This is a genomic window from Streptomyces chengmaiensis (assembly GCF_029846775.1).
In the GTDB taxonomy this organism is placed as follows: domain Bacteria; phylum Actinomycetota; class Actinomycetes; order Streptomycetales; family Streptomycetaceae; genus Streptomyces; species Streptomyces chengmaiensis.
The window spans coordinates 22,877-46,211 of sequence record NZ_JARWBG010000025.1 but is presented as its reverse complement, the minus strand read 5'-3'; the positions used below and the strand labels follow the sequence as shown (position 1 = coordinate 46,211).

The window sequence follows — 23,335 nt, the reverse complement described above, 5'->3', positions numbered from 1 at the left end:
TCGGCCGAGTGCGCGGCTGCGGCCCGGACCTGACGCCCCCTTGGCCGCATCCCCCGGGCGACGGCCCCCGGACCCCCGGCAGAATGGCCCTCCATGCGACCGCGACACTACAGCGCCGACCTGACAGCCCCCTGGAAGAAGTCCGCCCCGGCGCCCGAGGTGCCCGCGGAGCCGGATCTGGTGGTGGAGGAGGTCGCCACGGGCTTCTGCGGCGCGGTGATCCGCTGCGAGGCGGGAACGGTCACCCTGGAGGACCGCTTCGGCAAGCACCGGGCCTTCCCGCTCGCCCCACGCGGCTTCCTGCTGGAGGGCAGGGTCGTCACCCTGGTCCGCCCATCCTCCCCCGCCCCGTCGCGCCCCGCACGCACCGCCTCCGGCTCCCTCGCGGTCCCGGGCGCACGGGCCCGCGTCGCCCGCGCCGGGCGCATCTATGTGGAGGGCCGCCATGACGCGGAGCTGGTCGAGAAGGTGTGGGGCGACGATCTGCGCATCGAGGGCGTCGTCGTGGAGTACCTGGAGGGCGTCGACGACCTCCAGGCGGTCGTCGCGGACTTCGCACCGGGGCCGGACGCCCGCCTGGGCGTCCTGGTCGACCACCTGGTCCCGGGTTCGAAGGAGTCCCGCATCGCGGCCCGGGTCACGGGCGCCGGCGACGGCGACGTGCTCGTGGTGGGGCACCCGTACGTCGACGTCTGGCAGGCCGTGAAGCCCTCCTCGCTGGGCATCCCCGCCTGGCCGGCCGTCCCGCGCGGCGAGGACTGGAAGACCGGCGTCTGCCGGGCTCTGGGCTGGCCCCTCGACACGGGCGCGGCCTGGCAGCGCATCCTGGGCTCCGTGCACTCCTACAAGGACCTGGAGCCGGCGCTGCTGGGCGCTGTGGAGCGGCTCATCGACCATGTGACGGCGTGAGCGTCCGGCCCGTTGCGGGGGCCCTGGGGGGCCTGGGCCCTCAGTCCACCAGGTCCCTCACCACCGCGTCCGCGAGCAGCCGCCCCCGCAGCGTCAGCGCCGCCCGCCCCGCCTCATACGGCCCGGGTTCGAGGAGCCCCTCGGACAGGGCCCGTCCGGACGCCTCCAGGCCCGCCTTCCGCAGCAACTCCAGCGGCACGCCCTCCCGCAGCCGCAGCTCCAGCAGCACCCGCTCCACCCGGCGGTCCTCCGCCGACAGGAGCTCGCGGCCCGCGCCCGGGGAACGACCCTGCGCCAGGGCGGCCGCGTACGCGCCCGGGTGCTTCACGTTCCACCACCGGACACCGCCCACATGGCTGTGTGCGCCGGGGCCCGCGCCCCACCAGTCCGCGCCGCGCCAGTAGAGCTCGTTGTGCAGGCAGCGGCCCGCCTGTGAGGCGGTCCAGTTCGACACCTCGTACCACTCGAAGCCGGCCGCGGACAGGGTCTCCTCGGCGATCAGATAACGGTCCGCGTGCACGTCGTCGTCGGTCATCGGGACCTCGCCGCGCCGGATGCGGCGGGCGAGCTGGGTGCCCTCCTCGACGATCAGCGCGTATGCCGACACATGGTCGGGGCCCGCGCCGACGGAGGCGTCGAGCGAGGCCCGCCAGTCGTCGTCGCTCTCCCCCGGCGTGCCGTAGATCAGGTCGAGGTTCACATGGTCGAAGCCGGCGGCCCGGGCCTCGGCCACGCAGGCCTCGGGACGTCCCGGGGTGTGCGTACGGTCGAGGATCTTCAGCACATGCCGCCGGGCGCTCTGCATGCCGAAGGAGATCCGGTTGAAGCCGCCTTCCCGCAGCTCCGCCAGATAGGCCGGATCCACGGACTCCGGGTTGGCCTCCGTGGTGACCTCCGCGTCGTCGGCGAGCCCGAACTCGTCCCGTACCGCGCCGAGCATGGCCACCAGGTCGCCAGCGGCGAGCAGCGTCGGGGTGCCGCCGCCGACGAAGACGGTCCGCACGGGCCGCGGGTCGTCGCCGAGGACCTTGCGGGCGAGCCGGACCTCGTCGGCGAGCGTGGCGGCGTAGTTGTCGCGGGAGGCGAGCACGCCGCCGCTGCCGCGCAGCTCGGTGGCGGTGTAGGTGTTGAAGTCGCAGTAGCCGCACCGGGTGGCGCAGTACGGCACATGGAGATAGAAGGCGAGCGGACGGTCGGCTGACGCGTCGAGCGCGGACGCGGGCAGGGAGCCGTCCTCCGGCACGGGCTCGCCGTCGGGCAGTACGGAAGGCATGCCCTCCATTGTCCGTCACCGGCGGCGAACCCCTGCCGGGCGTCGCGCGCAGGCGTCGGGGCCGGGCGTCGGACTCGGACGTCGCGCGCCGGGCCGTGTGCGACGCGTCCGAGCCCGACGGCGGCCTCAGGCCTCGCGGGCGCCGTCGTACATCTCCTCGATGAGGTCCTTGTACTCACGCTCGACGACGGGCCGCTTGAGCTTGAGGCTGGGCGTCAGCTCGCCGTGCTCGATGTCCAGGTCGCGCGGCAGCAGCCGGAACTTCTTGATCGTCTGCCAGCGCTGAAGGCCTTCGTTGAGGCGCTGCACATAGCCGTCGACGAGCTGCTCCACCTCCTTGGAGGCGACGACCTCGGCGTAGGACTTGCCGCCCAGGCCGTGCTCCTCGGCCCAGCCGAGGATGGTCGCCTCGTCGAGGGCGATCAACGCGGTGCAGAAGTTCCGGTCCGCGCCGTGCACCAGAATGTTGGAGACGAACGGGCAGACCGCCTTGAACTGGCCCTCGATCTCGGCGGGCGCCACATACTTGCCGCCGGACGTCTTGATCAGGTCCTTCTTCCGGTCGGTGATCCGCAGATAGCCGTCGGCGGACAGCTCCCCGATGTCGCCGGTGTGCAGCCAGCCGTCCGACTCGAGGACCTCGGCGGTCTTGTCGGACAGTCCGTGGTAGCCCTCCATGATTCCGGGGCCGCGGAGCAGGATCTCGCCGTCGTCCGCGATGCGCACCTCGCAGCCGGGCAGCGGCTTGCCCACGGTGCCGGTGCGGTAGGCCTCGCCGGGGTTGACGAAGCTGGCGGCGCTGGACTCGGTGAGGCCGTAGCCCTCGAGGATGTGGATGCCCGCGCCGGAGAAGAAGTAGCCGATGTCGGGTGAGAGGGCCGCGGAGCCGGAGATGGCGGCGCGCAGCCGGCCGCCGAAGGCCTCGCGGAGCTTGCCGTAGACCAGCACGTCGGCGATCTTGTGCTTGGCGCTCAGCCCGAAGGGGGCGGATGCCTTGCCGGTGCGGCGGTAGCTGTCCTGTGCGGCCTTGGCGTACTCGCGGGCGACGCCGGCCGCCCACTGGAAGATCTTGTACTTGGCCCCGCCGGCGGCGCGCGCCTTGGCGGCGACGCCGTTGTAGACCTTTTCGAAGATCCGCGGAACGGCCGCCATATAGGTGGGCTGCACGACCGGCAGATTCTCGATGATCTTGTCGACGCGGCCGTCGACGGCGGTGACATGGCCGACCTCGATCTGCCCGGAGGTGAGCACCTTGCCGAAGACATGGGCGAGCGGCAGCCACAGGTACTGAACATCGTCCTTGAAGATCAGTCCGGTGGCGGCCATGGCCTTGGCCATGTACGACCAGTTGTCATGGGGCAGCCGGACGCCCTTGGGCCGGCCCGTGGTGCCCGAGGTGTAGATCAGGGTCGCAAGCTGATCAGCGGTGATCGCCTTGATGCGCTCCTTGACCGCGTCCGGGTGCTTCTCGAGGTGCTGTGCGCCCCGCGCCTCCAGCTCGGCGAGGGAGAGCACCCAGCCGTCCGGGTCCGCGGGGTCGGCCTCCACCCCCTCGGTGTCGATGACCACGACATGGCTGAGGCCCGGCAGCTCGGCACGCTTCTCCCGCGCCTTGGCCAGCTGTGAGGCGTCCTCGGCGATCAGCATCCGGCTCTCGGAGTCGGCCAGGATGTACGCGGACTCCTCGGCGTTGGTCGACGGGTAGACGGTCGTGGTGGCCCCACCCGCGCACATCACGCCCAGGTCGGCGAGAATCCACTCGACACGGGTGGAGGAGGCGAGGGCCACCCGCTCCTCGGGGCGCAGCCCCAGGTCGACAAGGCCTGCGGCGATGGCGTCGACGCGGTCGGCGGCCTGCCGCCAGCTCAACGACTTCCAGTCGTCGGGGCCCTGACCGGAGGCGGGGGGCACCGGATAGCGGTATGCCTCGCCGTCCGGCGTGGCCGCCACTCGCTCGGTGAAGAGCATCGCCACGGAGGGCGGTCGGTTCTCGATCAGAGTCTGGTTTTCGCTCACGACGTCGTCCTCCGAGCCTGGCCTTCCCGGGCCTCTTTAACTGGCGAGTAACCATCGAGCCGTGATCAGAGTAGAGCGGACGGGTCCGGCACGTAAGTCTCTTCGCACTGCCGCTTGATAACGAACACGGCGCGAACACGGCGCGAAAATGCATCCGCCCCGGCCGTCCGGCCGGGGCGGATCCTCTCACGCCGCTTCCTCGTCCCCCGCTTCGCGCCCTGCCTCTGCCCTTGCTTCTGCCCTTGCTTCTGCTTCTCGCCCTGCTTCTCGCCCTACTTCTTGCCCTTGGCGCCTTCGTCGCTGGAGAGGACGGCGATGAAGGCCTCCTGCGGGACCTCCACGCTGCCGACCATCTTCATCCGCTTCTTGCCTTCCTTCTGCTTCTCCAGCAGCTTCCGCTTACGGGAGATGTCACCGCCGTAGCACTTGGCGAGGACGTCCTTGCGGATGGCTCGGATGGTCTCGCGGGCGATCACGCGCGAGCCGATGGCCGCCTGGACCGGCACCTCGAACGCCTGCCGGGGGATCAGCTCCTTGAGCTTGGCGACCAGCCGTACGCCGTATGCGTACGCATGATCCTTGTGGGTGATCGCGGAGAACGCGTCGACCTTGTCGCCGTGCAGCAGGATGTCCACCTTGACCAGGCTGGACGCCTGCTCGCCGGTGGGCTCGTAGTCGAGGGAGGCGTAGCCGCGCGTCTTGGACTTCAGCTGGTCGAAGAAGTCGAAGACGATCTCGGCGAGGGGGAGGGTGTAGCGGATCTCCACCCGGTCCTCGGAGAGGTAGTCCATGCCCAGCAGAGTGCCGCGGCGGCCCTGGCAGAGCTCCATGATCGAGCCGATGAACTCGCTGGGGGCGAGGATGGTGGCCCGCACGACCGGCTCATGAACCTCGGCGATCTTCCCCTCGGGGAACTCGCTCGGGTTGGTGACCGTGTGCTCCGTCCCGTCCTCCATCACCACGCGGTAGACCACGTTGGGCGCGGTGGCGATCAGGTCGAGCCCGAACTCGCGCTCCAGGCGCTCGCGGATCACGTCCAGGTGCAGCAGGCCCAGGAAGCCCACGCGGAAGCCGAAGCCCAGGGCGGCGGAGGTCTCGGGCTCGTAGACCAGGGCAGCGTCGTTGAGCTGGAGCTTGTCGAGGGCCTCGCGCAGCTCCGGGTAGTCGGAGCCGTCCAGCGGATACAGGCCGGAGAACACCATGGGCTTGGGGTCCTTGTAGCCGCCCAGCGGCTCCTCGGCGCCCTTGGTCTGCTGGGTGATCGTGTCGCCGACCTTCGACTGGCGGACGTCCTTCACACCTGTGATCAGATAGCCCACCTCGCCGACCCCGAGACCGTCGGCCGGGAGCATCTCGGGCGAATTGGTCCCGATCTCCAGCAGTTCGTGGGTGGCGCCGGTGGACATCATGCGGATGCGCTCGCGCTTGCCGAGCTGACCGTCGACGACCCGGACGTAGGTCACGACGCCGCGGTACGAGTCATAGACCGAGTCGAAGATCATCGCGCGGGCGGGGGCGTCCTTCACGCCGACCGGGGCGGGGACCTCGCGGACGACGCGGTCGAGCAGAGCCTCGACTCCGAGGCCCGTCTTGGCCGACACCTTCAGCACGTCCTCGGGCTCGCAGCCCACCAGGTTGGCCAGCTCCTCCGAGAACTTCTCGGGCTGCGCGGCAGGCAGGTCGATCTTGTTCAGCACCGGGACGATCGCGAGGTCGTTCTCCATCGCCAGATAGAGGTTGGCGAGGGTCTGCGCCTCGATGCCCTGGGCGGCGTCGACCAGCAGGATCGTGCCCTCACAGGCGGCGAGGGAGCGCGACACCTCATAGGTGAAGTCGACGTGCCCCGGAGTGTCGATCATGTTGAGGATATGGGTCCTGCCCCCGTCCGGGCCCTCGGTGGGCGCCCAGGGCAGCCGCACGGCCTGGGACTTGATGGTGATGCCGCGTTCGCGCTCGATGTCCATGCGGTCGAGGTACTGGGCGCGCATCTGCCGCTGCTCGACCACTCCGGTCAGCTGGAGCATCCTGTCGGCAAGCGTCGACTTGCCGTGGTCGATGTGCGCGATAATGCAGAAGTTGCGGATCAGCGCCGGGTCGGTACGGCTCGGCTCGGGCACATTGCTGGGGATCGCGGGCACGCAGGGTCCTGATTCTCGAGACGCCGGGCGCGTCTGGCTCGGTCGATGGCTGAGGCTTACGTCTTCAGTCGATACGTAGGCTCCATGGTCCCACGCGCACGGGAGTGTGCTCGGTTTGGGCCGCTCGATGAGCGACTGGTAGCCTGGGCAGCTGTGTCTCGCGCACCCTCTCGCGTGGGACGGTTAAGAGATCACCGAACCTGTAAAGGCTCTTTCGTGGCGAACATCAAGTCCCAGATCAAGCGGAACAAGACCAACGAGAAGGCGCGCCTGCGCAACAAGGCCGTCAAGTCCTCGGTCAAGACCGCGATCCGCCAGGCCCGCGAGGCCATCGCGGCGGGCGACGTCGAGAAGGCCACCGCGGCCGTCGCCGTGGCGTCGAAGAAGCTCGACAAGGCCGCCTCGAAGGGTGTCCTCCACAAGAACAACGCCGCCAACAAGAAGTCGGCGCTGGCCACCAAGGTCGCCACCCTCAAGGGCTGAGCTCTTGATTGATCGCCGGTAGGGATCCGGCGGGCCCTCTCATCCGCCCCCTTTCCCGGCTACTGCACTCTCCGCGCCGCACGCGGCCTGCGTTCGCCACGCGGGTGCGGCGCACCAGCTGAACAAGCTAAGCCCCTGGTCATTGGCCAGTTGCTCACTGCCCGTCCGGATCCCCCCGGATGGGCAGTACGCATTTTGTACACATCGTTAGTGATCTTCCTTCGGCTTCCATTGCTCGCCGATCTTTGCCAGAGCGGCCTTGCGCCCCGAGTCGAGCACGTCGGCTACTTCGTCGAGACGGTCGGGCCAGAGGTGCCCGTAGACGTCCAGCGTCATGGCTGCCGACTTGTGCCCGAGCATCAGCTGCACAACCTTCACGTCCGCCCCTGCCGCGATGGCAAGCGACGCCGCGGTATGCCTCAGCTTGTGCGGCGTGATGCCGAGCCCCTCCAACCCCGCGGCCTTCACCGCCTGATCGAAGACGGCTGGACGCCACGTGCTGTAGCGCAGATGCGTCCCGCCTGCCCCAACCCACAGCAGGTCGTCCCGCTTGCGTTTGTGGGTGAGCGGCCGCAGGTCCTCCACCAGGGAGGCGAGCACGGGCGCGGACCGGCGCTCATGGTTCTTCACGGGCCCGATCTTCATCCCGCCCTTGACCCTGGTGTGCGCCTGCACAATCCGCAGGCGGCGCGTGTCGAGCTGGACCCGAGCGACTTCCAGCGCAGTCGCCTCGCCCCACCTGATCCCGCAGTAACCGAGAACCAGGATCAGCGTCCGATACTCCCCCGCCGCTTCGGCGAGCCCGGCCAACTGCTCATGGGAGAGGTAGACGTGCTCCCCGTCATCCCCGATGGGCGGCAGCTCGTGATCCGTCGCGGGGCTGGACGGGATCTTCCCCGACTGTACGGCGCGCTTCATGACCATGCCGAACACGAGGTAGATCTTTGCGATCCGGGCGGGAGACAACTTACCGCCGCGCTTCCCCGGCTGGCTGCACAGCTCGTTCACCCAGTCGGAGACGTCCTCCCATGCGATCGACGCCACCCTATGCTCCCCCCACTTGGGGATCACGTACAGGTCGAGCAGTTCTCGGTAGTCGTTCCTGGTCCGCTCGCCCTGCTTCCGGAGAGACTCGAACCACTCCTCCGCGATGTCGGAGAACTGCACCTTCCCTTGCTTCGGGTCCCGGTACGTGCCCTTCTCAAGGCGCTCTTCGATCGCCCGCTTTTCGGCCTCCGCCTGCGGCATCTTCTGGAACGTCTTGGCCTTCGGCTTGCCATCAGGCCCGTACCAGCGGACGCGCCAGCGGCCGGGCGGGTTGCGCTTGCTACCGACCTTCTTCGCGGTCTGCCACTTCTCGACCGCGGCCTGATAGTCGGCGTGACTCGCGCGGTCCTCAATCCACACTCGGGCCACGTTCACCCCCCTCTTCTTCTGCCCATCCCTTGAACACCTCTACTGCGGCCCGCTGCCCCTCCTGAGTGGTTTGGTCCCACCCGATGCCATCCGGCGTTGCCGCCATCAGGTACATGGCCAGCAACTTTCGCCGCTCCTCCTGGTCGGCCTCCTCCGGCCACTCCAGAGGGACCCTGCCCTGAGCCCATCGCCAAGCGATCCGACCGCGGATCTCACCTACACCGGTGAGCTCAACAAATCCGCGGACACTTGCCGGCAGCAGGAGCGTGATCACCGGCACCTGGAGGACAACGGCCAGCGCCATGAGGTCATCGACGTCCACCCGCCTCACAGGCTTGGGCTCTCCGCTCTTGCCTGGCTCGGTGTCAGGTGCTCCGTTCTCGATCTTGTTTAGCGCGTCTGCACTCAGTGGACGCCCTACTTCCTTAAGCGCCGCAGCAAGAGCACGGAGGGTCAACCCTCGCTCTCCACGGAGGCGCTTCACGTTGGCGGCAACTGTCCGCCCCGTCGGTCCCAATTCGATACGTCCCGTCGTCATGATCCGGACGCTAGCAGTCGAGATTTCTTCGACAGAAGTCCGGATCTTGCGAGTCCCGAATAATCCCGAGTACGATCGTCATCATCTCGGAGGCTCTCGCGATTATGCAAGTCTTTGTCGCGAAAAATTCGACAGGAGTCATTGTGGCTCAGCAACTCATGACAGCAGCGCAGGTGTCTGCGGAGTACGGCATTGCCGTACAAACACTGGCCAACTGGCGCTGGCAGGGCATTGGCCCTGCGTACGTGAAGGCGACTTCCGGTCGCGGCGGTCGGGTCCTCTACCGCCGCTCCTCTATTGAGTCCTGGCTCGACGAACAGACCGTGCAGACCGGGGGATCCGCGGCATGAGCGAAAAGGCGAACGCCCCCGCGGGTGAGGCGGGGGCGCGCAGTGACCGGCTGGGCGGCGGGTCAGTCGACAGCGTAGCGCGCTGCATGCATCTGGACGATGTGGTTGCCGCGTGGGCCGAGGCGCAGGTGACCGGTCTTCTGCCGCGTGAGGTGGAGGTGCCGACGTACGGGGTCCAGGCGTGGGTCGAGCTGCCGGCGGGGGACGCGCGGAAGGCCGCCGCTGTGTTGGTGGCCGCTGAGATGTGGCGTCGCTACGGCGACGAAGAGGCTCTTCTCGCGTGGTTCCGACAGGCATGGCGTGCGCGGCCGCCCTTGGCTGAGGGCAGGAGCCGTGCCGAGTTGGCGGCGCGGGCCCGGTCCCGGCCTGCGCATCGGCTTCGGGCTACGCCTGGCTGGCCGCCGATCCGGATTCCCGGTAAGCCGGGCCGCTACCTCACCGTTCAGGGGCGTGCGGCATGACCGCGGAAGCCCTCGTCTATCAGCTTGCGGGCGCGCCGATGGACGTCGGAGCGGGCCCGATGCAGCAGTTGCCCAGCCAGGAGGCGCAGTCGGATTGCAGCCGTCGTGTCAAGCTCACGCCCGCCTCGGCGATCGAGCCGGAGCCCGTGATCTGGGCGTGGGAGCCGGAGGCAGGAGAAGGGCGCATTCCCGCGGGTGCGCTCACTCTGGCTGCCGGTCGGGAGGGGACGGGCAAGTCGTCGTTCGGCATCTGGGTCGCCGCGCGCCTGTCCCGCGGTGAGCTGCCTGGAACGTTCTGCGGGCAGCCGAGGAACGTCTTCTACGCGGCCGTGGAGGACTCTTGGTCCCGCACCCTGGTGCCTCGCCTCATCGCGGCCGGTGCCGACCTGGACCGCGTGTTCCGCATCGATGTGGAAGACGTCGAGCGCGGGGAGACCATGCTGTCGCTTCCCATGGACGTCTCCCTCATCGAGCGGGCCATCGCAGAACACGACGTCGCTGCGCTCATCGTCGACCCGCTCATGTCCACCTTGGGAAGCAGCACTGATGCGCACCGCACTCAGGATGTGCGGCAGGCACTCGAGCCCCTGGTGCGCATGGCCGAGCGAACCAAGGCGCTGACCCTGGGCATCGCCCACTTCAACAAGGGCGGCGGTACGGATGCGTCCCAGCTCATCTCAGGTTCCGGCGCGTTCAAGGATCTGGCCCGTGCCGTCATCGCCTTCGCCCGCGACCGCGAGACCGAAGAGCAGGTGATGACGCAGACGAAGAACAGCCTCGGCCGTCTGGACCTCCCCTCGCTGTCGTACCGGATCGAGGGGTTCGACGTGCACACCAGGAAGGGTGTGGCGAACGTCGGCCGCCTCGCCTTCACCGGCATCTCAGAGCGCAGCGTCGAGGACACCCTCGCGGCCCCGGTCGACCGGGACGAGGCAGGCGAGCGAGACGAGGCCGCCGCCTGGCTCGTCGACTACCTCACCGACCACGGGGGCGAAGCCCCCGCGGGGGACGTCATCAAGGCCGCTGAGAAGGACGGGTTCGCCAAGCGCACCATCCAGCGGGCCCGCTCAAAGGTCGGCGTGACATCCCAGAAGTCCGGCTTCGGCAAGGGCTGGGCGTGGGTACTGAGCGTGACCAACGACAGCGAAGACGACACGAAGATGCCGAAGGTGCCAGCACCCAAGGAGTTGGCACCTTCGGCACCTTCGCTGACACCTTCAGCCACCCCGTCACCGCCCGTAGACGAAACCGACCGCCCTAAGGCCCCCTGCAAGAAGTGCGGCCGCCCCCAGTGGAACGCCGAAGGCTCCCCCCACTGCTTCGACTGCCGCCCCGCGGCCTAACCGAAAGGAAGATCACTGTGGAGAAGCTGAGGGAAGAGATCGACATCGTCATGGATGGCGTGCGCAAGGCCATCCTCGCCCACGAGGAGAACCACCGCACCAGCGGACTGCCTCCCAAGGGACGCGCCCCGCTCGGCACCGCCATGAGCGCCGTGCGCTCCTACAGCACGCTGGTCACCTCCGCCTACGAGAAGCTGGAGAAGCTGCGCCTGGACGACACCATGTTCCCCGAGGGCAAGAAGCGGATGATGCAGGAGCTGCTCACCGACGCCGAGCAGAAGACGGAGGACAAGCAGCGTTCGGCCGACAACAACGCCGTCGTGGCCCGCGCCTCGTTCATCACCGCCGCTTTCCCCGCCCTGTCCAAGAACCGGGAGGCGATCGCCCGTGAGGATGCCCGCATGATCCTGGACGCCTCCAAAGATCCGGATGTACGGCTCGGGCAACTGGCCCTGCGGCAGGACGACGTGGGGGCGCTGGTCGTCACCCAGTGGGGCAGGGACTACCTCGAATCGCGCGGGCTCGGCGAGCACGAGATCAGGGCGACCCAGGAACTCGTCATCGGCCACGCTCTCAACGGCGCCGCCGACCAGAGCGGCGACCGCGAACGCTCCGCCGCCGCGCGTGGCGCCATGGCCGCCCAGTCCGTCATCGGCCTCAACGACGCCGCAGCCGGAGCCGTACGCGGGCTGTTCGCCAGCATGCGCGACTACTACCACGTGCCCCGCGAGGAGTACCCCGTGCCGCGCGACCCGCGCCGCCCCGCCGCACCCCAAGTGTTCGGCGATGACGTCGAGCCGATGTCGTTCTAACCCTTCGCCGCGCGGCGTGACCCGTCGCGCGGCGAACACCGGAAAGGCACGTCATGCCCGATCACACCGTGACCGTCATCGTCAGCGACGGCATGCAGTTCGGCTACGAGGGACGCACCTTCACCGGCGGCGACCTGATCAGCCTGCCCGCCGAGCACGTACACACCTGGCTCTCCCGTGGCCTGGTCGAACTACCCGAAGACCACGAGCAGACACCGCACAACCACATGTCCCCGGCAAGGGGTGACAGACCGTAACCCACCCCCAGGGGGGTGACCCCCAACCCTCGGGGGTGGCAGAGCGCGGGGGAGGGCTCCGGGGGATCGGTCGACCAATCAACCTCAACGATCACCACGGAGGGTGAGCGATGCCGAAGCAGCGGGACCCGTCGCGGCCGTACAGCCGCGCGCACCGGGGGCAAGGCGGCGGCCGGGCCGGCCTTCTGGTCGCGCTGCCCGCCGGCGGCTGCACTCTGCCCGTTCCCGACATGCCCGCCGGACGGGAGTGGTCCGAGGCGGACCGGGCCCGCTGGCGCGAGTTGTGGCAGTCGCCGCAGGCCACCCAGTGGGACGACACCGCGCGCGGCACGGTCGCCGTCCTACTCGTCTACGAGTCGGCGATCCTCGCCGGTACCGCCTCGGCGTGGATGGCGCAGGAGGCCCGGTACGCCAGCGAGGCACTCGGGCTGACTCCCCGCGCGATGGCCGCGCTCGGATGGCGCATCGTCGACGTCGAGGACGGCGCGCCGTGACGACCGCCCGCCGCGCCGCCCGCGCCGCCCGCGCCGCCCGCGCCGCCCGCCTGCCGGACGATGACGATGATCCGCCCCCGCCGCCGCGCACCGACCCGTCATGGCGCGAGGCGCTGGACACAGTCGCTCAGGACTGGCCCGATCAAGGACCGCTCGGGATGTCGCAGGACTTCATGGTCGTCTGCGCGGCATGGCGACGATGGCGACGTGCCCGCGACGAATGGAACACCCGGCGGAACAACAGACGGCCCCCGGAGTGATCCTCCGGGGGCCGTCTGGCCGTGACCGCCCGCCCCGCTGGTTCCGCCTGGAGGGGAAGGAACCGACACGAGGGACGGGCGGCCGACTCTTGCGACCGCTACCGGCCCTCCGGCCGCGGCGCGTTGTGGCAGACGCACGCGCACCGCAACGAGAGCACCGGCCGCTCACCAGGGAACGGGGTGCCGCTGGCGTACACGTCCTGCGGGTGGCACAAGGAGTGCTCGCCCATCTCGCACTCACCGGACCGCCCGAAGCGCTCCGCGTCCGCCCGTACCTGGGCGACCGTACGCACTACGCTCACGACTCGCCTCCCGCAGTGCAGCGGCGGCACCGGCACGCGGGCCAAGCCAGCGACAGCGGCACCGGCCGCGACCGGCCCGGCCGCACCGTCACGAGAGCGGAGACCTCCGCCTGCCCGCCATCGGGCCCGACGCGGTAGGCGCGCACGGTCATCCGGGACCGTCCCGGCGCAGGGACACGTCCCGCGATCACCGCTCGCCCTCCGCCCGCTCGCGCCACCCCGGCTCCAGCAGATCCAGCGCGTCCGGCAGCACCGGAAGGTGCGGCGCGCACTCCGGGCAGGCGTAGACGTTGAAACCAGGGCCCGATCCTGCGTGCACCTCGGAGACCACCACCGGCCGCGACGTCAGCGCGTTGCACCGCACGCACATCCTCACCGGACGGCGCACCCCCACCGGCCGCGGTCCGGCCGCCTCGCGAGGGACCTCCCAGGTGTGCCCGAAGGCGTCGCGGTGGTCGCCGTCGTGCCCGGCGGGCACGACGCACGGCAGGCGGTGCCTTCCCGGACCCGGCCGCTCCCACCCTGCGCGCCGCGCGCCGCACCGCGGCCCGTCCGCCTCGCAGGCGTCAGGGCAGCCAGAGGCGCATACGAGAACCTGCGCCCCGGACACGTACCGCTCCCCGGACGGCTCCGGCATCCACGGGCCGTACGTGCTCCCACACCGCCCGCACTCTGGCGTGGTCGGCTCCGACCGCTTCCCAGAGCCGCTCACCGGGCCACCCCCGCCCCGTGCAGAACGCGGGTGTCCAGATCGATGCCGAAGTCCGCCGCGAGGACCAACGTCATCCGCCGCCGCTGCTGCCGGGCCCGCTCCTGCCGCCGCTCATGCTCGATCAGGTATGGCCGCACCAGGGCGACCGCGCCGCCGTCCAGCGGCTCGTTCATCCCGTACGGGGAGCGGGGCCGCAGGCTCCATCCGCCAGCCGGACCGAACCGCTCGCCCTGCCCGTCCGCGGACCGCGCGGCGGGACAAGCTTCCTGGGGCCGTGCAGCGGGGACGATAGGACGGGCACCAGCCCGCCGACCGCCCGTACCGGGCGCGAACACCAGCCGGAGCCATACGGCGATCCGGCAGATAAGGTCAGTCATGTCGACGCTCCTCGAAAGCGTTGGCCACGCCCCGGGGCCCTGCCAGGCCGCCGGGGTCTTTACTATGAGACCTTACCGCGCCTTACCGCGCCTTGCCGAGGGTTCCTGCGGTCGCGGAGTATGGTGCGGCAACCTACGGTCGCTGGTATGAGTGCTGATCTTGACCGGACGCGAGCGGTGTGGCGGCAGGTGGCACAGATCGTCATCGGACGCATCAAGGACGGCACCTACGCGCCAGGCTCCCGTGTACCGTCCACGCTGGAGCTGGCTACCGAGCTCGGCATCGCGTCATCGACCAGTCAGAAGGCATTGGCGTACCTGCGCCGTGAGGGCTGGCTGCGGGGTGAGACGGGCATCGGCACTTTCGTTGCCGACCAGCCGCCCGCCGACGGCTCCGCGGGTGGCGAGTCCGTCGTCTGACCTCCTGCGCTCGATGAGGGTCCGGTCGCTGGCCCCGGAGGATGACTCACGCCCTCCGGGGCGGCCGCGTTTCCCGTACACATGCCGTACACATGGGGACGGGACGAGCCGGGATAGCCTCTGATACAGCGGGATGACATTTCCGCAGGTCAACCAGCATATGCGGGTGTTTTCGCAGGTAGCTCAGAGGTGATCAGCGCACGCGGCCTGCGTTCGCCACGCGGGTGCGGCGCACCAGCTGAAAGCGAAGGCCCCGGCCTACCGCCCTTTCCCCAGGGCAGGCGCCGGGGCCTTCGTCATGCCGTCCGCAACCGTATGCCGTCCGCAACCGCCGGGCGGGGTCATCGCCACCTCCCCCTGGAAGCTGCGAGAAACACCGTGCCGCGCGCTTGCCGGTGCCGCGACCGGCAATGTCCGCCCGCCGAGGAGCGCCATCCGCCGCCGCGGGCGCCCCCGCGCCCGAAGGGCTGCGGGGGAGCGTGCAGGACGGCACGAGGGGGCAAAGCGCCGGGAGGAGCACTAGCCACGGCGGGAGCGAGCCGCCCGCGCCACCGCGACCACCGCCTTCTCAAGGGCGTACTCCGGATCGTCCCCGCCTCCCTTCACACCCTCGTCCGCCGCGGCGACGGCCCGCATCGCCGCCGCGACGCCGTCCGGGGTCCACCCCCGCATCTGCTGCCGTACACGGTCGATCTTCCATGGCGGCATGCCCAGCTCGCGTGCGAGATCGGCGGGCCGTCCACCCCGTGCGGAGGACAGCTTGCCGATCGCCCGGACGCCCTGCGCCAGCGCGCTGGTGATCAGGACCGGGGCGACCCCGGTCGACAGCGACCAGCGCAGCGCCTCCAGGGCCTCCGCCGCCCGACCCTCCACCGCACGGTCGGCCACCGTGAAGCTCGACGCTTCGGCACGGCCCGTGTAGTAGCGCGCGACGACCGCTTCGTCGATCGTGCCGTCCACGTCCGCCGCGAGCTGCGCCACCGCGCTCGCCAGCTCCCGCAGATCACTTCCGATCGAGTCGACCAGGGCCTGGCAGGCCTCGGGCGTCGCCGATCTGCCGAGCCCCCGGAACTCCGACCGGACGAACATCAGCCGCTCCGCGGGCTTCGTCGTCTTGGGGCAGGCGACCTCACGCGCCCCTGCCTTCCGGGCCGCGTCCAGCAGGCCCTTGCCCTTGGCGCCCCCGGGGTGCAGCAGCACCAGAGTGATCTCCTCCGCGGGCGCGGCGAGATAGGCCTTCACGTCCTTGACCGTGTCGGCGGACAGATCCTGGGCGTTCCGCACGATCACGACCTTGCGCTCGGCGAAGAGCGAGGGGCTGGTCAGCTCGGCGAGTGTGCCGGGCTGCAGCTGGTCGGCGGTGAGGTCGCGGACGTCCGTGTCGGGGTCGGCCGCCCGCGCCGCCGCCGTCACCTGTCGCACCGCACGGTCCAGAAGCAGGTCCTCCTGGCCCACGGCGAGCGTGACGGGGGCGAGAGGATCGTCGGTCGAATTCTTTCTGCTGGCCATCGCCGTCCAGCATCCCACGGCCCACTGACACTCCCGCCCGTACCGGAGAATGGGCGGGTGAGTGAACGACACATCCTGGTGCTGCCGGACCGCGACTCCGCGGAAGACCTGGCCGAGGGGCTCGCCGACCGCTTCGGGGTGATGGAGGAACCCCAGCTCGTACGGGACGCCCTGGCCGGCGAGGACGACGCGGAAGACGCCCAGTGGCTGGTCGTCGTGGAGGATCCGGACGGCCGCCTGGCCCCTGCCGCGCTGGACGACTTCGCCGCCGAATTCGAAGGCTGGCTCGAAGCCCCCTGAACCGCCGGTTTCCCGTCTCAGCCGTCTCCGCCGTCTCCGCCGTTTCCGCCGTCTCCGCCGTCTCCGCCTGTCCTCCGGTACCTCTGGCGCACGATCCGCCGGGAGGGGCGCTAGCTCCGCCGTCGCGCCACCGGCGCGGACGGCAGCCGGTCGAGCCGCAGCCCGAAGTGGTCGCGGTAGGCGGCCAGGAGAGCGGCGTCATTCGCCAGCTCCCGTACCTGGCGTTCGCCGTGCTCGGTGGTCACCAGCTTCCGGCCGGAGATCGTGATCCGGCCGCCGGAGGTGAGTCTGGAGCACACGACGGATCGGCAGAAGTGCGATTCGGGCGACGTGCGATGCCACCATGCCCCGGCGGCGAAGTCCCTCAGCTCACGGGGCCGCGTCTCCAGCCGGAACTGGGGCTTGTCGTCCCGGAGCACATCAAGGTCGCCGCCCTCCGGCGCCTCGGCGACCCGGAACGTGCCCGCCGGGTCCAGCTGGTCGCCGCGCTCGTCGAGCGCCAGCGGGTAGTGGCTGTGGTCGCCGAAGCCGACGTCTGCCAGCCAGGGCCCCGAGGAGTCGGCCGGCTCCACCCGCAAGGCGAGATGGTCGTAGGGAATGCCCAGCCGGCCGTCCTCTCCGAACACCCGTGCCTGGAGCAGTTCGACCCGGAAGCCGAGCGCCCGCAGCAAGAGAGCGAAGGCCCCGTTGAGTTCGTAGCAGAAGCCGCCGCGCCGTTCGTCCACGATCTTGGCGAGGAGCGCTTCCTCCTCCAGCAGGATGTCCTCACCGAGATGGATGGACAGATTCTCGAACGGCACCTCCGTCAGATGGTGCAGCTGAAGCTGGCGCAGGGCGCCCGCGTCCGCCCGCTCCGGCCGGTCGGCTCCGATGCGGCTGAGGTAGTCGTCCATGGGGTCCATGGGGCCAGTGTCGTCTTCTGGTGACCCTTTCGCATGCATCCCAAGTCCTAGGCCTGTCGGCCGAGACATGGTCGGTCACATCCGGTCCGGCCCCTCGGCTGCGGCCGGTGCCGAGCAGCCGGCGGCAAGCGCGCGGGGAGGAGGGGAGCGTGCCCGTTGCCCGCGTGGTGATGCGGCACGGCCGTCGGCGCTGGGGGCCGACGGGTCCCTGACGAGCGCATGCAGTCCGCCGCCCTCGCCCGCCACCGCGATCGCCCCGGCCTCGTCGGTGCGCAGCACTCGTGCCCCTGCGGCCCGCAGCGCCGCCACCGTGCGAGGAGAAGGATGGCCGTAGCGGTTCTGTCTGCCACAGGAGATCAGCGCGAGGCGCGGGCGGACGGCTTGCAGCAGCCCGGGATGCTGGTGGGCCGAGCCATGGTGGGCGACCTTGAGGACGTCGACGGGCGGCAGGGCGGGGTGGGCCCGCAGCAGACCGCGCTGGGCGGGCGGTTCGAGGTCGCCGGGGAGCAGCACGGTCGGCCCGTCCTCGATCCGTAGGAGCAGTGTGACGCTGGCGTCGTTCGCCCCCTCCGGGGCCGCCGCCCTCCCCGCGGGAGCGTCAGATCCGCTCCGCCTCTCAGGCCTCTCAGGCCAGAGAACCTGCCACGAGAGCCGCCCCACGGCGCGACGTTCTCCGGCTGCTGCGGTGAGCACCGGCACTCGGGCGGCGGCGGCCGTTCGCCGGACGAACCGCACCTGGTCGCTCGGCTCGCCGAACGCCGTCGTCTGGACGGCACCCACCGCTCTGCCCCTGAGGACGCCGGGTAGCCCGTGCACATGGTCGGCGTGGAAGTGGGTGAGCAGCACCAGGGGGATCCGGGTGACGCCGAGCTCCCGCAGACAGCGGTCTGCCGGCTCCGGGTCGGGCCCCGTGTCGACGACGACCGCCGACCCGTCGCCCGTTGCGAGGACCAAGGCGTCGCCCTGCCCGACATCGCACATCACCAGCGCCCACGCCGGGGGCGGCCAGCCGGTGACGGCTCTGGTCAGCGAGGGCGGGCGCAGCAGGACGAGCAGGAGCAGCAGCGCGCACCCCGCGGCCGCCCACGGGTGCCGGGGCGCCCTGCGCACGGCGAGCACGATGAGCAGCATGGCGACGGCGAGCAGCAGCCCTCCTGTCCAGCCGCCCGGCCAGCCCGCCTCCGCTCCGGGCAGCGCCGCGCCGGTGCGGGCGACGGAGGCGATCCACTCGGCGGGCCATCCTGCGCAGCGGGCCAGCAGTTCGGCAGCCGGCATCGCCGCCGGTGCGGTGGCGAGCGCGGCGAATCCGAGGACCGTGGCCGGGGCCACCGCGAGTTCGGCGATCAGATTGCAGGGAATCGCGACCAGGCTGACCCGGGAGGCGAAGACTGTGACCACGGGTGCGCAGACGACCTGCGCGGCTGCTGCGGCGGCCAGCGCCTCGGCCAGCTTCGGCGGCACCCGGCGCCGCTGGAGTGCGCGGCTCCAGCCGGGCGCGAGCGTGAGCAGGGCCCCGGTGGCCAGCACGGAGAGCAGGAAGCCGTAACTGCGGGACAGCCAGGGGTCGTAGAGCAGCAACAGCAGCACGGCCGCGGCCAGGGCGGGGAGCAGCGAGCGGCGACGGCCCGTGCCGATGGCGAGCAGGGTGACGGCCCCGCATGCGGCCGCCCGGAGGACGCTGGGTTCCGGGCGGCACACCATGACGAAGGCGAGGGTGACCGCCCCGCCTGCCAGGGCGGTCTGACGCAGAGTGATGCCCAGTCGCGGTGCCAGTCCGCGCCGCTCCGCGAGGAGTGCCGCGCCCGGCGGACCGATCAGCAGGATCAGCAGGATGTTCAGGTTGCTGCCGGATACGGCCAGCAGGTGCGTCAGGTCGGTCGCCTCGAAGGCGTCCTTCAGCTCGGGCCCGATGCGTGAGGTGTCTCCGACGACCAGTCCGGGCAGCAGGGCACGGGCGTCCTCAGGGAGTCCGTCGGTCGCCTCGCGCAGCCCTGCGCGGAGGCTGCCCGCCGTTCTCTGAAGAGCGCTCGGCGGTCCGGTGATGCGGGGCGGCTCCTCACCGCGGGTCCTGAGCACGGCTGCGTAGGGGGCGCCGTCCCGCAGCGGAGGGGTGAGCCTCCCGGTCAGGGTGAGCCGGGTGGAGGGCAGCAGTCTCAGCCACTGCTGCGCGCTCTCCCCTGCCGGGATGATTACCAGCAGCGGTGTCCTGGTCGCGGTCACCGCCCGGTCGGCCGTGGTGACTTCCGTCGCCTCGGTGTCGAGCACGACGACGGCCCCGGCCATCCTGTTGCCCCGGACCTTCGGCCGGGTGGTCCGTGGGTCGGCGGCGACCGTCACCTCGACCGTCGCATGGGCCCGCTGACGGGCCAGCTCGGGCAGCGGCCCTCTCCGCAGATCCGCGCCGTGCAGGCCCGCGGAGGCGGCGGCCGCCGCGGCGCACATCAGGAGTGCTGCGGCTGCCGTGCGGCCCTGCCGATGCCACGGCGGCCGGTGCCGCGGCAGCTCATGCGGAGGCGGCTCATGCGGAGGCGGCTCATGCGGAGGAAGCCGGCGTTTGCGCAGTCCCTGCCGCATCCGCTCCTGCCCGCCGCGCGCTGTCCACAGGGCCCGCGCCGCCGGTGGGACGCTCAGCAGACACGCGACCAGGGTGCACACCGCGACAGCTGTCGCCGTCCACCGGCCGGGCGCGTCGAGTGCGAGGGCCGACGCCGCCCAGGCGGCCAGGGCAGGCGGCACCAGCCGGAGATCCGCCGGCCCGTCTCGCCGCGGGCGTTCGGGGTCCGGCGGCAGGCTGTCCGGGCCCGACTCGGCCACTGCGCCGTTCCGCGGGTCGGACATGGCACGGTTCATGGCCGCACCAGAGGCTGCAGGTCCTCGAACCTGCGGTCGCCGATGCCGTTCACCTCGCGCAGTTCGCCCACCGACCGGAAACCGCCGTGGCGGGCGCGGTAGTCGACGATGTGCTGGGCCAGGACCGGACCCACGCCAGGCAGGGTGTCCAGCTGCTCCAGCGAGGCGGAGTTGAGGCTGACCGGCCCTGCGGGCCGTGCACCGCCGGGCCCCGACCCGCCTCCCGCGGCGGGAGCCGGTGGCGCCGGAGCGCCCACCAGCACCTGCTCTCCGTCGAGCAGCGGGCGGGCCTGGTTGAGCCCGGTGAGGTCCGTGCCCGGCTTTGCTCCTCCGGCCGCCTTGAGCGCGTCGACGACCCTGGAGCCCGCGGGCAGCCGCTGGATCCCCGGCCGTCGCACCTTGCCGCTCACGTCGATGACGATCGTCGCTGCGGGGCCCGCGGCGGACTGGGCAGTTCCCGGCGCGATCCGCGGGTCGTCCGGCGTCCCGGCGCCCGCCGGGGAGTCCTGGTCCGGGCCGGGGCTCGGGTTCGCCACCGCTGCCGCCGTTCCCTGGCGCACCAGCTCCGGGGCGTGCACGGTCTGCGGTTCCCCGGTCCAGAAGTGCCGTACGGCGAAGGCCGCCGCGACCACGAGCACCACGGCAAGCGCGGCCAGGGCTCGCGGCTCCAGTCCGCATCGGAGCCGTACCCACAGGGGGAGACGTTCCCGGAGGGCGAGCGCCGCCCGCTGCCGAGCGGAGGTCTCGGGCTCCGCTTGCTCCTCCTCCGCTCTCGTCGCTGCGGCGGAGGCAGGCGAGGCGGACCAGGAGTGGGCGACGCCGCCGAGGCGAGGGGGCGGATCGGCGCCGAACATGGCGTCGGCACGTCGGCGCACTGCGGCGGCAGGAGCGGACGGCAGCCCTGCCCGCCCTCGCAGGCGAGGTGTCCGGCCCGGTCGGCCGCCCGGAGCCGCTCTCCCGCCGAGCCAAGGTTCCGGGCCCGGGCCGGCACTGCCCAGGGCTTCGCCGTCTCGCGGCCCGTCGCCCCGGCAGGCTTCAGTGCCCGTACGGCGCAGAGCCTCGGCTCGGCGGATCGAGCGGGCGCGGCGGGTGGAGTGCATGCCGCGTCCGTCTCGGAGACGGCCGTCCGAAGCCGGGGCACGGCCCGGGCCACTGGTTGCAGAACGTGTTCGAAGAGCCATGTCCCAGACGGTAGGCACATCCACATGAACCCTCTGAGCAGCCTCAATTCCCGTGGATTACCGACTGGTTGTGGATAATTCGCTCACCCTCACGAATGAAGACGGATGGCGCAGAGCGCTCAGCGCGGAGACACGACGGCCGCCAGAAGGCCCGGCCCCGTATGTGCGCCGATGACCGCGCCCACCTCGCTGACGTGCAACTCCCCCAGTCCCGGCACCCGTTCACGCAGCCGTTCGGCGAGCGCTGCGGCCCGCTCGGGCGCGGCGAGATGGTGCACCGCGACGTCCACCGTGTTGGCGCCCGCGCTTTCGGCCGCGATCTCCTCAAGCCGGGCGATCGCCTTGGACGCCGTACGCACCTTCTCCAGCAGTTCGATACGGCCGCCGTCGAGTTGCAGCAGCGGTTTCACCGCGAGCGCGGAGCCGAGCAGCGCTTGCGCGGCGCCGATGCGTCCGCCGCGGCGCAGATAGTCGAGCGTGTCGACATAGAAATAGGCGGAGATTCCCGAAGCCCGCTTCTCCGCCGCGGCCACGGCGTCGTCCAGGGTTCCGCCGGCCCCCGCCGCCTCGGCGGCCGCAAGCGCGCAGAACCCCAGCGCCATGGCGACCATTCTGGTGTCGACCACCCGCACGGGCACCGGCGCGTCCTTGGCGGCCAGCACGGCGGCGTCGTACGTCCCGGAGAGCTCCGACGACAGATGCAGCGAGACGATTCCCTCTGCGCCTGCCTCCGCCCTCGCCCGATAGGCTGCGGCGAACGTCTCCGGGCTCGGCCGGGAGGTGGTCACAGGACGTCGCTTCTGGAGGGCGAGGGCCAGAGAACGGGCCGAGATATCGGTGCCCTCTTCCAGCGCCTCGTCGCCGAGAACGACGGTCAGCGGCACCGTGGTGATGCCGTGCCGTTCCATCGTCTGCGGCGGAAGGTAGGCCGTGGAATCGGTGACGATCGCGACATGGCGGGACATGAGCGGGAGGTTACTCGCCGAAGCCGGTTCACCGCAGCCCGGCCCCGCCCGTCGCTCTCAACCGTCTCGGGCACTCCTTCTCACACCGTCACCTCAGGCCGCCTCAGGTCGTCGTCTCCGGGCGGGAGGTCTTCTCCCAGGGGTAGGAAGCCTGCTGCCGGGGATCACGGCCTGTGATCGCCGGTGGCTGGTCGGCGATCGTCGACCCCGGCCCCGCGCCCGCCCCCGCTGCGGCGTCTGCCGCCGGCCCCGCGCCTTGTTCTGCGCCGGTCTCCGGCCACGTCTGCTCGGCGGGAACCCCGTCTGCGGCGGCCGGCCCCGCCTCCGGCCAGTCGGCGGCCGCCGTCGGTCGGTCCGCCGCCGACGGTGACGTGTGCGAGGGCGTCGCCGACGACCAGTGGCGCAGCGCGCCCGCTTCCACGTCGATCTGCGCGCTGAGCGAGTCCAGATCGTCGTCGGCGAACTTCCGCGCCCGGTCCCTGGCCGCCCATCGCAGCGACTCGGCCGATGCCGTGATCCGTTCCGTACGTTCCCTCAGTCCCGGCAGCAGGGACGCGGTGGTGGCCCGGTCCGGCTCGCGCTCGAGGCGCCTGAGCTCGTCGTCCAGCTCATGCCCATGCGCACTGAGCCGCTGGAACAGCCCGAGGGACTCGGACAGCGACGCATCCTCCGTCACGCCTGCCTGCAGAGCGTCCTGTGTCGCCCTCATGGAGGTGCGCAGCTTCAGCCGCAGCTGCGCAAGCTCGGCCGTGACGCCGCCCTGGCCATAGCTCTTGGCGCGCAGCGCGGTGTCCTCGACGGTGCGGCGCGCCTGCGTGACCGTGCGCTCCACTCCCCGCTTGGCCGCGCGCACGGCCTTGACGGTCACATACACCCCCAGCGCCACGAAGGCGATGAACAGCAGCGCCAGGATGAGTACCACGGCCTCCATGAGCGCCCTCCGGCGTCGGTTGGTTGTCCTTCCACGGTAAACGGAGCGGGCAGGCTGCGGGTTCCAGACGAACCCGCAACCTGCCCGTAAGGGAAACCCCGGAATGCGGGAATTCTCCGCTCAAGGGGCGTAAGGG

25 protein-coding genes are annotated in these 23,335 nt (G+C 70.9%); 11 read left to right on the top strand and 14 right to left on the bottom strand.

All coding sequences use genetic code 11. The features are described from left to right. Positions 1–93 precede the first annotated feature (93 nt). Entirely contained in the window at positions 94–909 is an 816-nt protein-coding gene (locus tag QCN29_RS21275; RefSeq protein ID WP_279930067.1) for a DUF3097 domain-containing protein, read from the top strand. Between the two features lie 40 nt (positions 910–949). Here QCN29_RS21275 and hemW read toward each other — a convergent pair whose 3' ends face one another. The 3 genes from hemW to lepA form a co-directional block, all read right to left on the bottom strand. After that, a complete protein-coding gene (gene hemW, locus QCN29_RS21270; RefSeq protein ID WP_279930064.1) occupies positions 950–2,182 on the bottom strand; it encodes a radical SAM family heme chaperone HemW in 1,233 nt (410 codons plus the stop codon). Positions 2,183–2,308: 126 nt separating this feature from the next. Beyond that, positions 2,309–4,198, bottom strand: a complete 1,890-nt coding sequence (locus QCN29_RS21265; RefSeq protein ID WP_279930061.1) for an AMP-dependent synthetase/ligase — start codon at positions 4,196–4,198, stop codon at positions 2,309–2,311. Positions 4,199–4,470: 272 nt separating this feature from the next. After that, complete coding sequence (gene lepA / locus QCN29_RS21260) at positions 4,471–6,336, bottom strand: translation elongation factor 4 (RefSeq protein ID WP_279930058.1); 1,866 nt, start codon at positions 6,334–6,336, stop codon at positions 4,471–4,473. 216 nt (positions 6,337–6,552) lie between these two features. On the opposite strand from lepA, the gene rpsT reads away from it, so the two are divergent. Further along, a complete protein-coding gene (gene rpsT, locus QCN29_RS21255; RefSeq protein ID WP_240138550.1) occupies positions 6,553–6,819 on the top strand; it encodes a 30S ribosomal protein S20 in 267 nt (88 codons plus the stop codon). 207 nt (positions 6,820–7,026) lie between these two features. Here the strand turns inward: rpsT and QCN29_RS21250 are convergent, their stop codons facing one another. Next, entirely contained in the window at positions 7,027–8,241 is a 1,215-nt protein-coding gene (locus QCN29_RS21250; protein WP_279930057.1) for a tyrosine-type recombinase/integrase, read from the bottom strand. Then, entirely contained in the window at positions 8,216–8,773 is a 558-nt protein-coding gene (locus tag QCN29_RS21245; RefSeq protein ID WP_279930056.1) for a hypothetical protein, read from the bottom strand. Before QCN29_RS21245 ends, QCN29_RS21250 begins: the two co-directional genes overlap by 26 nt. Positions 8,774–8,916: 143 nt before the next feature. Between QCN29_RS21245 and QCN29_RS21240 the strand changes: the two genes are divergently transcribed. The 7 genes from QCN29_RS21240 to QCN29_RS21210 all read left to right on the top strand — a co-directional run bounded on the left by QCN29_RS21240 (position 8,917) and on the right by QCN29_RS21210 (position 12,750). Next, entirely contained in the window at positions 8,917–9,123 is a 207-nt protein-coding gene (locus QCN29_RS21240) for a helix-turn-helix domain-containing protein (RefSeq protein ID WP_279930055.1), read from the top strand. Beyond that, positions 9,120–9,584: a hypothetical protein gene (locus QCN29_RS21235; protein WP_279930053.1), complete on the top strand. Its 465-nt coding sequence runs from the start codon at positions 9,120–9,122 to the stop codon at positions 9,582–9,584. The genes QCN29_RS21240 and QCN29_RS21235 overlap by 4 nt, the downstream gene beginning before the upstream one ends. Then, on the top strand, positions 9,581–10,927 hold the full coding sequence (locus QCN29_RS21230) for an AAA family ATPase (protein ID WP_279930050.1): 1,347 nt from the start codon (positions 9,581–9,583) through the stop codon (positions 10,925–10,927). The genes QCN29_RS21235 and QCN29_RS21230 overlap by 4 nt, the downstream gene beginning before the upstream one ends. 17 nt (positions 10,928–10,944) lie before the next feature. Continuing rightward, positions 10,945–11,739, top strand: a complete 795-nt coding sequence (locus QCN29_RS21225) for a hypothetical protein (protein WP_279930049.1) — start codon at positions 10,945–10,947, stop codon at positions 11,737–11,739. A 53-nt stretch (positions 11,740–11,792) separates the two neighbouring features. Then, positions 11,793–11,996 (top strand): hypothetical protein, encoded by a 204-nt coding sequence (locus tag QCN29_RS21220; RefSeq protein WP_279930048.1) that lies wholly within the window; start codon positions 11,793–11,795, stop codon positions 11,994–11,996. Positions 11,997–12,106: 110 nt separating this feature from the next. Further along, entirely contained in the window at positions 12,107–12,490 is a 384-nt protein-coding gene (locus QCN29_RS21215) for a phage terminase small subunit (RefSeq protein ID WP_279930047.1), read from the top strand. Further along, positions 12,487–12,750 (top strand): hypothetical protein, encoded by a 264-nt coding sequence (locus tag QCN29_RS21210; RefSeq protein ID WP_279930045.1) that lies wholly within the window; start codon positions 12,487–12,489, stop codon positions 12,748–12,750. Before QCN29_RS21215 ends, QCN29_RS21210 begins: the two co-directional genes overlap by 4 nt. Positions 12,751–12,848: 98 nt before the next feature. Here QCN29_RS21210 and QCN29_RS21205 read toward each other — a convergent pair whose 3' ends face one another. From QCN29_RS21205 to QCN29_RS21195, 3 genes are all read right to left on the bottom strand, one after another. Further along, the gene (locus QCN29_RS21205; protein WP_279930043.1) at positions 12,849–13,052 is read right to left on the bottom strand and encodes a hypothetical protein; all 204 of its coding nucleotides are present in this window, start codon (positions 13,050–13,052) and stop codon (positions 12,849–12,851) included. Positions 13,053–13,239: 187 nt separating this feature from the next. Next, positions 13,240–13,530, bottom strand: coding sequence for a hypothetical protein (locus QCN29_RS21200; RefSeq protein ID WP_279930041.1), 291 nt, complete (start codon positions 13,528–13,530; stop codon positions 13,240–13,242). Positions 13,531–13,760: 230 nt separating this feature from the next. After that, positions 13,761–14,141: a hypothetical protein gene (locus tag QCN29_RS21195; protein WP_279930040.1), complete on the bottom strand. Its 381-nt coding sequence runs from the start codon at positions 14,139–14,141 to the stop codon at positions 13,761–13,763. A gap of 147 nt (positions 14,142–14,288) precedes the next feature. Here QCN29_RS21195 and QCN29_RS21190 point away from each other — a divergent pair, with 147 nt between their 5' ends. Next, positions 14,289–14,561 (top strand): GntR family transcriptional regulator, encoded by a 273-nt coding sequence (locus tag QCN29_RS21190; RefSeq protein ID WP_279930039.1) that lies wholly within the window; start codon positions 14,289–14,291, stop codon positions 14,559–14,561. A 519-nt stretch (positions 14,562–15,080) separates the two neighbouring features. Here QCN29_RS21190 and holA read toward each other — a convergent pair. Then, positions 15,081–16,070 (bottom strand): DNA polymerase III subunit delta, encoded by a 990-nt coding sequence (gene holA / locus QCN29_RS21185; RefSeq protein WP_279930038.1) that lies wholly within the window; start codon positions 16,068–16,070, stop codon positions 15,081–15,083. A gap of 72 nt (positions 16,071–16,142) precedes the next feature. On the opposite strand from holA, the gene QCN29_RS21180 reads away from it, so the two are divergent. Beyond that, positions 16,143–16,370, top strand: coding sequence for a hypothetical protein (locus tag QCN29_RS21180; RefSeq protein WP_398859644.1), 228 nt, complete (start codon positions 16,143–16,145; stop codon positions 16,368–16,370). 110 nt (positions 16,371–16,480) lie between these two features. Here the strand turns inward: QCN29_RS21180 and QCN29_RS21175 are convergent, their stop codons facing one another. The 5 genes from QCN29_RS21175 to QCN29_RS21155 all read right to left on the bottom strand — a co-directional run bounded on the left by QCN29_RS21175 (position 16,481) and on the right by QCN29_RS21155 (position 23,199). Then, the gene (locus tag QCN29_RS21175; protein ID WP_279930035.1) at positions 16,481–17,272 is read right to left on the bottom strand and encodes an arylamine N-acetyltransferase family protein; all 792 of its coding nucleotides are present in this window, start codon (positions 17,270–17,272) and stop codon (positions 16,481–16,483) included. A 75-nt stretch (positions 17,273–17,347) separates the two neighbouring features. Then, the gene (locus tag QCN29_RS21170) at positions 17,348–20,110 is read right to left on the bottom strand and encodes a ComEC/Rec2 family competence protein (protein WP_279930034.1); all 2,763 of its coding nucleotides are present in this window, start codon (positions 20,108–20,110) and stop codon (positions 17,348–17,350) included. An 8-nt stretch (positions 20,111–20,118) separates the two neighbouring features. Beyond that, a complete protein-coding gene (locus QCN29_RS21165) occupies positions 20,119–21,303 on the bottom strand; it encodes a ComEA family DNA-binding protein (protein WP_279930033.1) in 1,185 nt (394 codons plus the stop codon). 119 nt (positions 21,304–21,422) lie between these two features. Further along, complete coding sequence (locus tag QCN29_RS21160) at positions 21,423–22,268, bottom strand: DegV family protein (protein ID WP_279930032.1); 846 nt, start codon at positions 22,266–22,268, stop codon at positions 21,423–21,425. 103 nt (positions 22,269–22,371) lie between these two features. Next, positions 22,372–23,199 (bottom strand): hypothetical protein, encoded by an 828-nt coding sequence (locus QCN29_RS21155; protein WP_279930030.1) that lies wholly within the window; start codon positions 23,197–23,199, stop codon positions 22,372–22,374. Between the last annotated feature and the right edge of the window lie 136 nt (positions 23,200–23,335).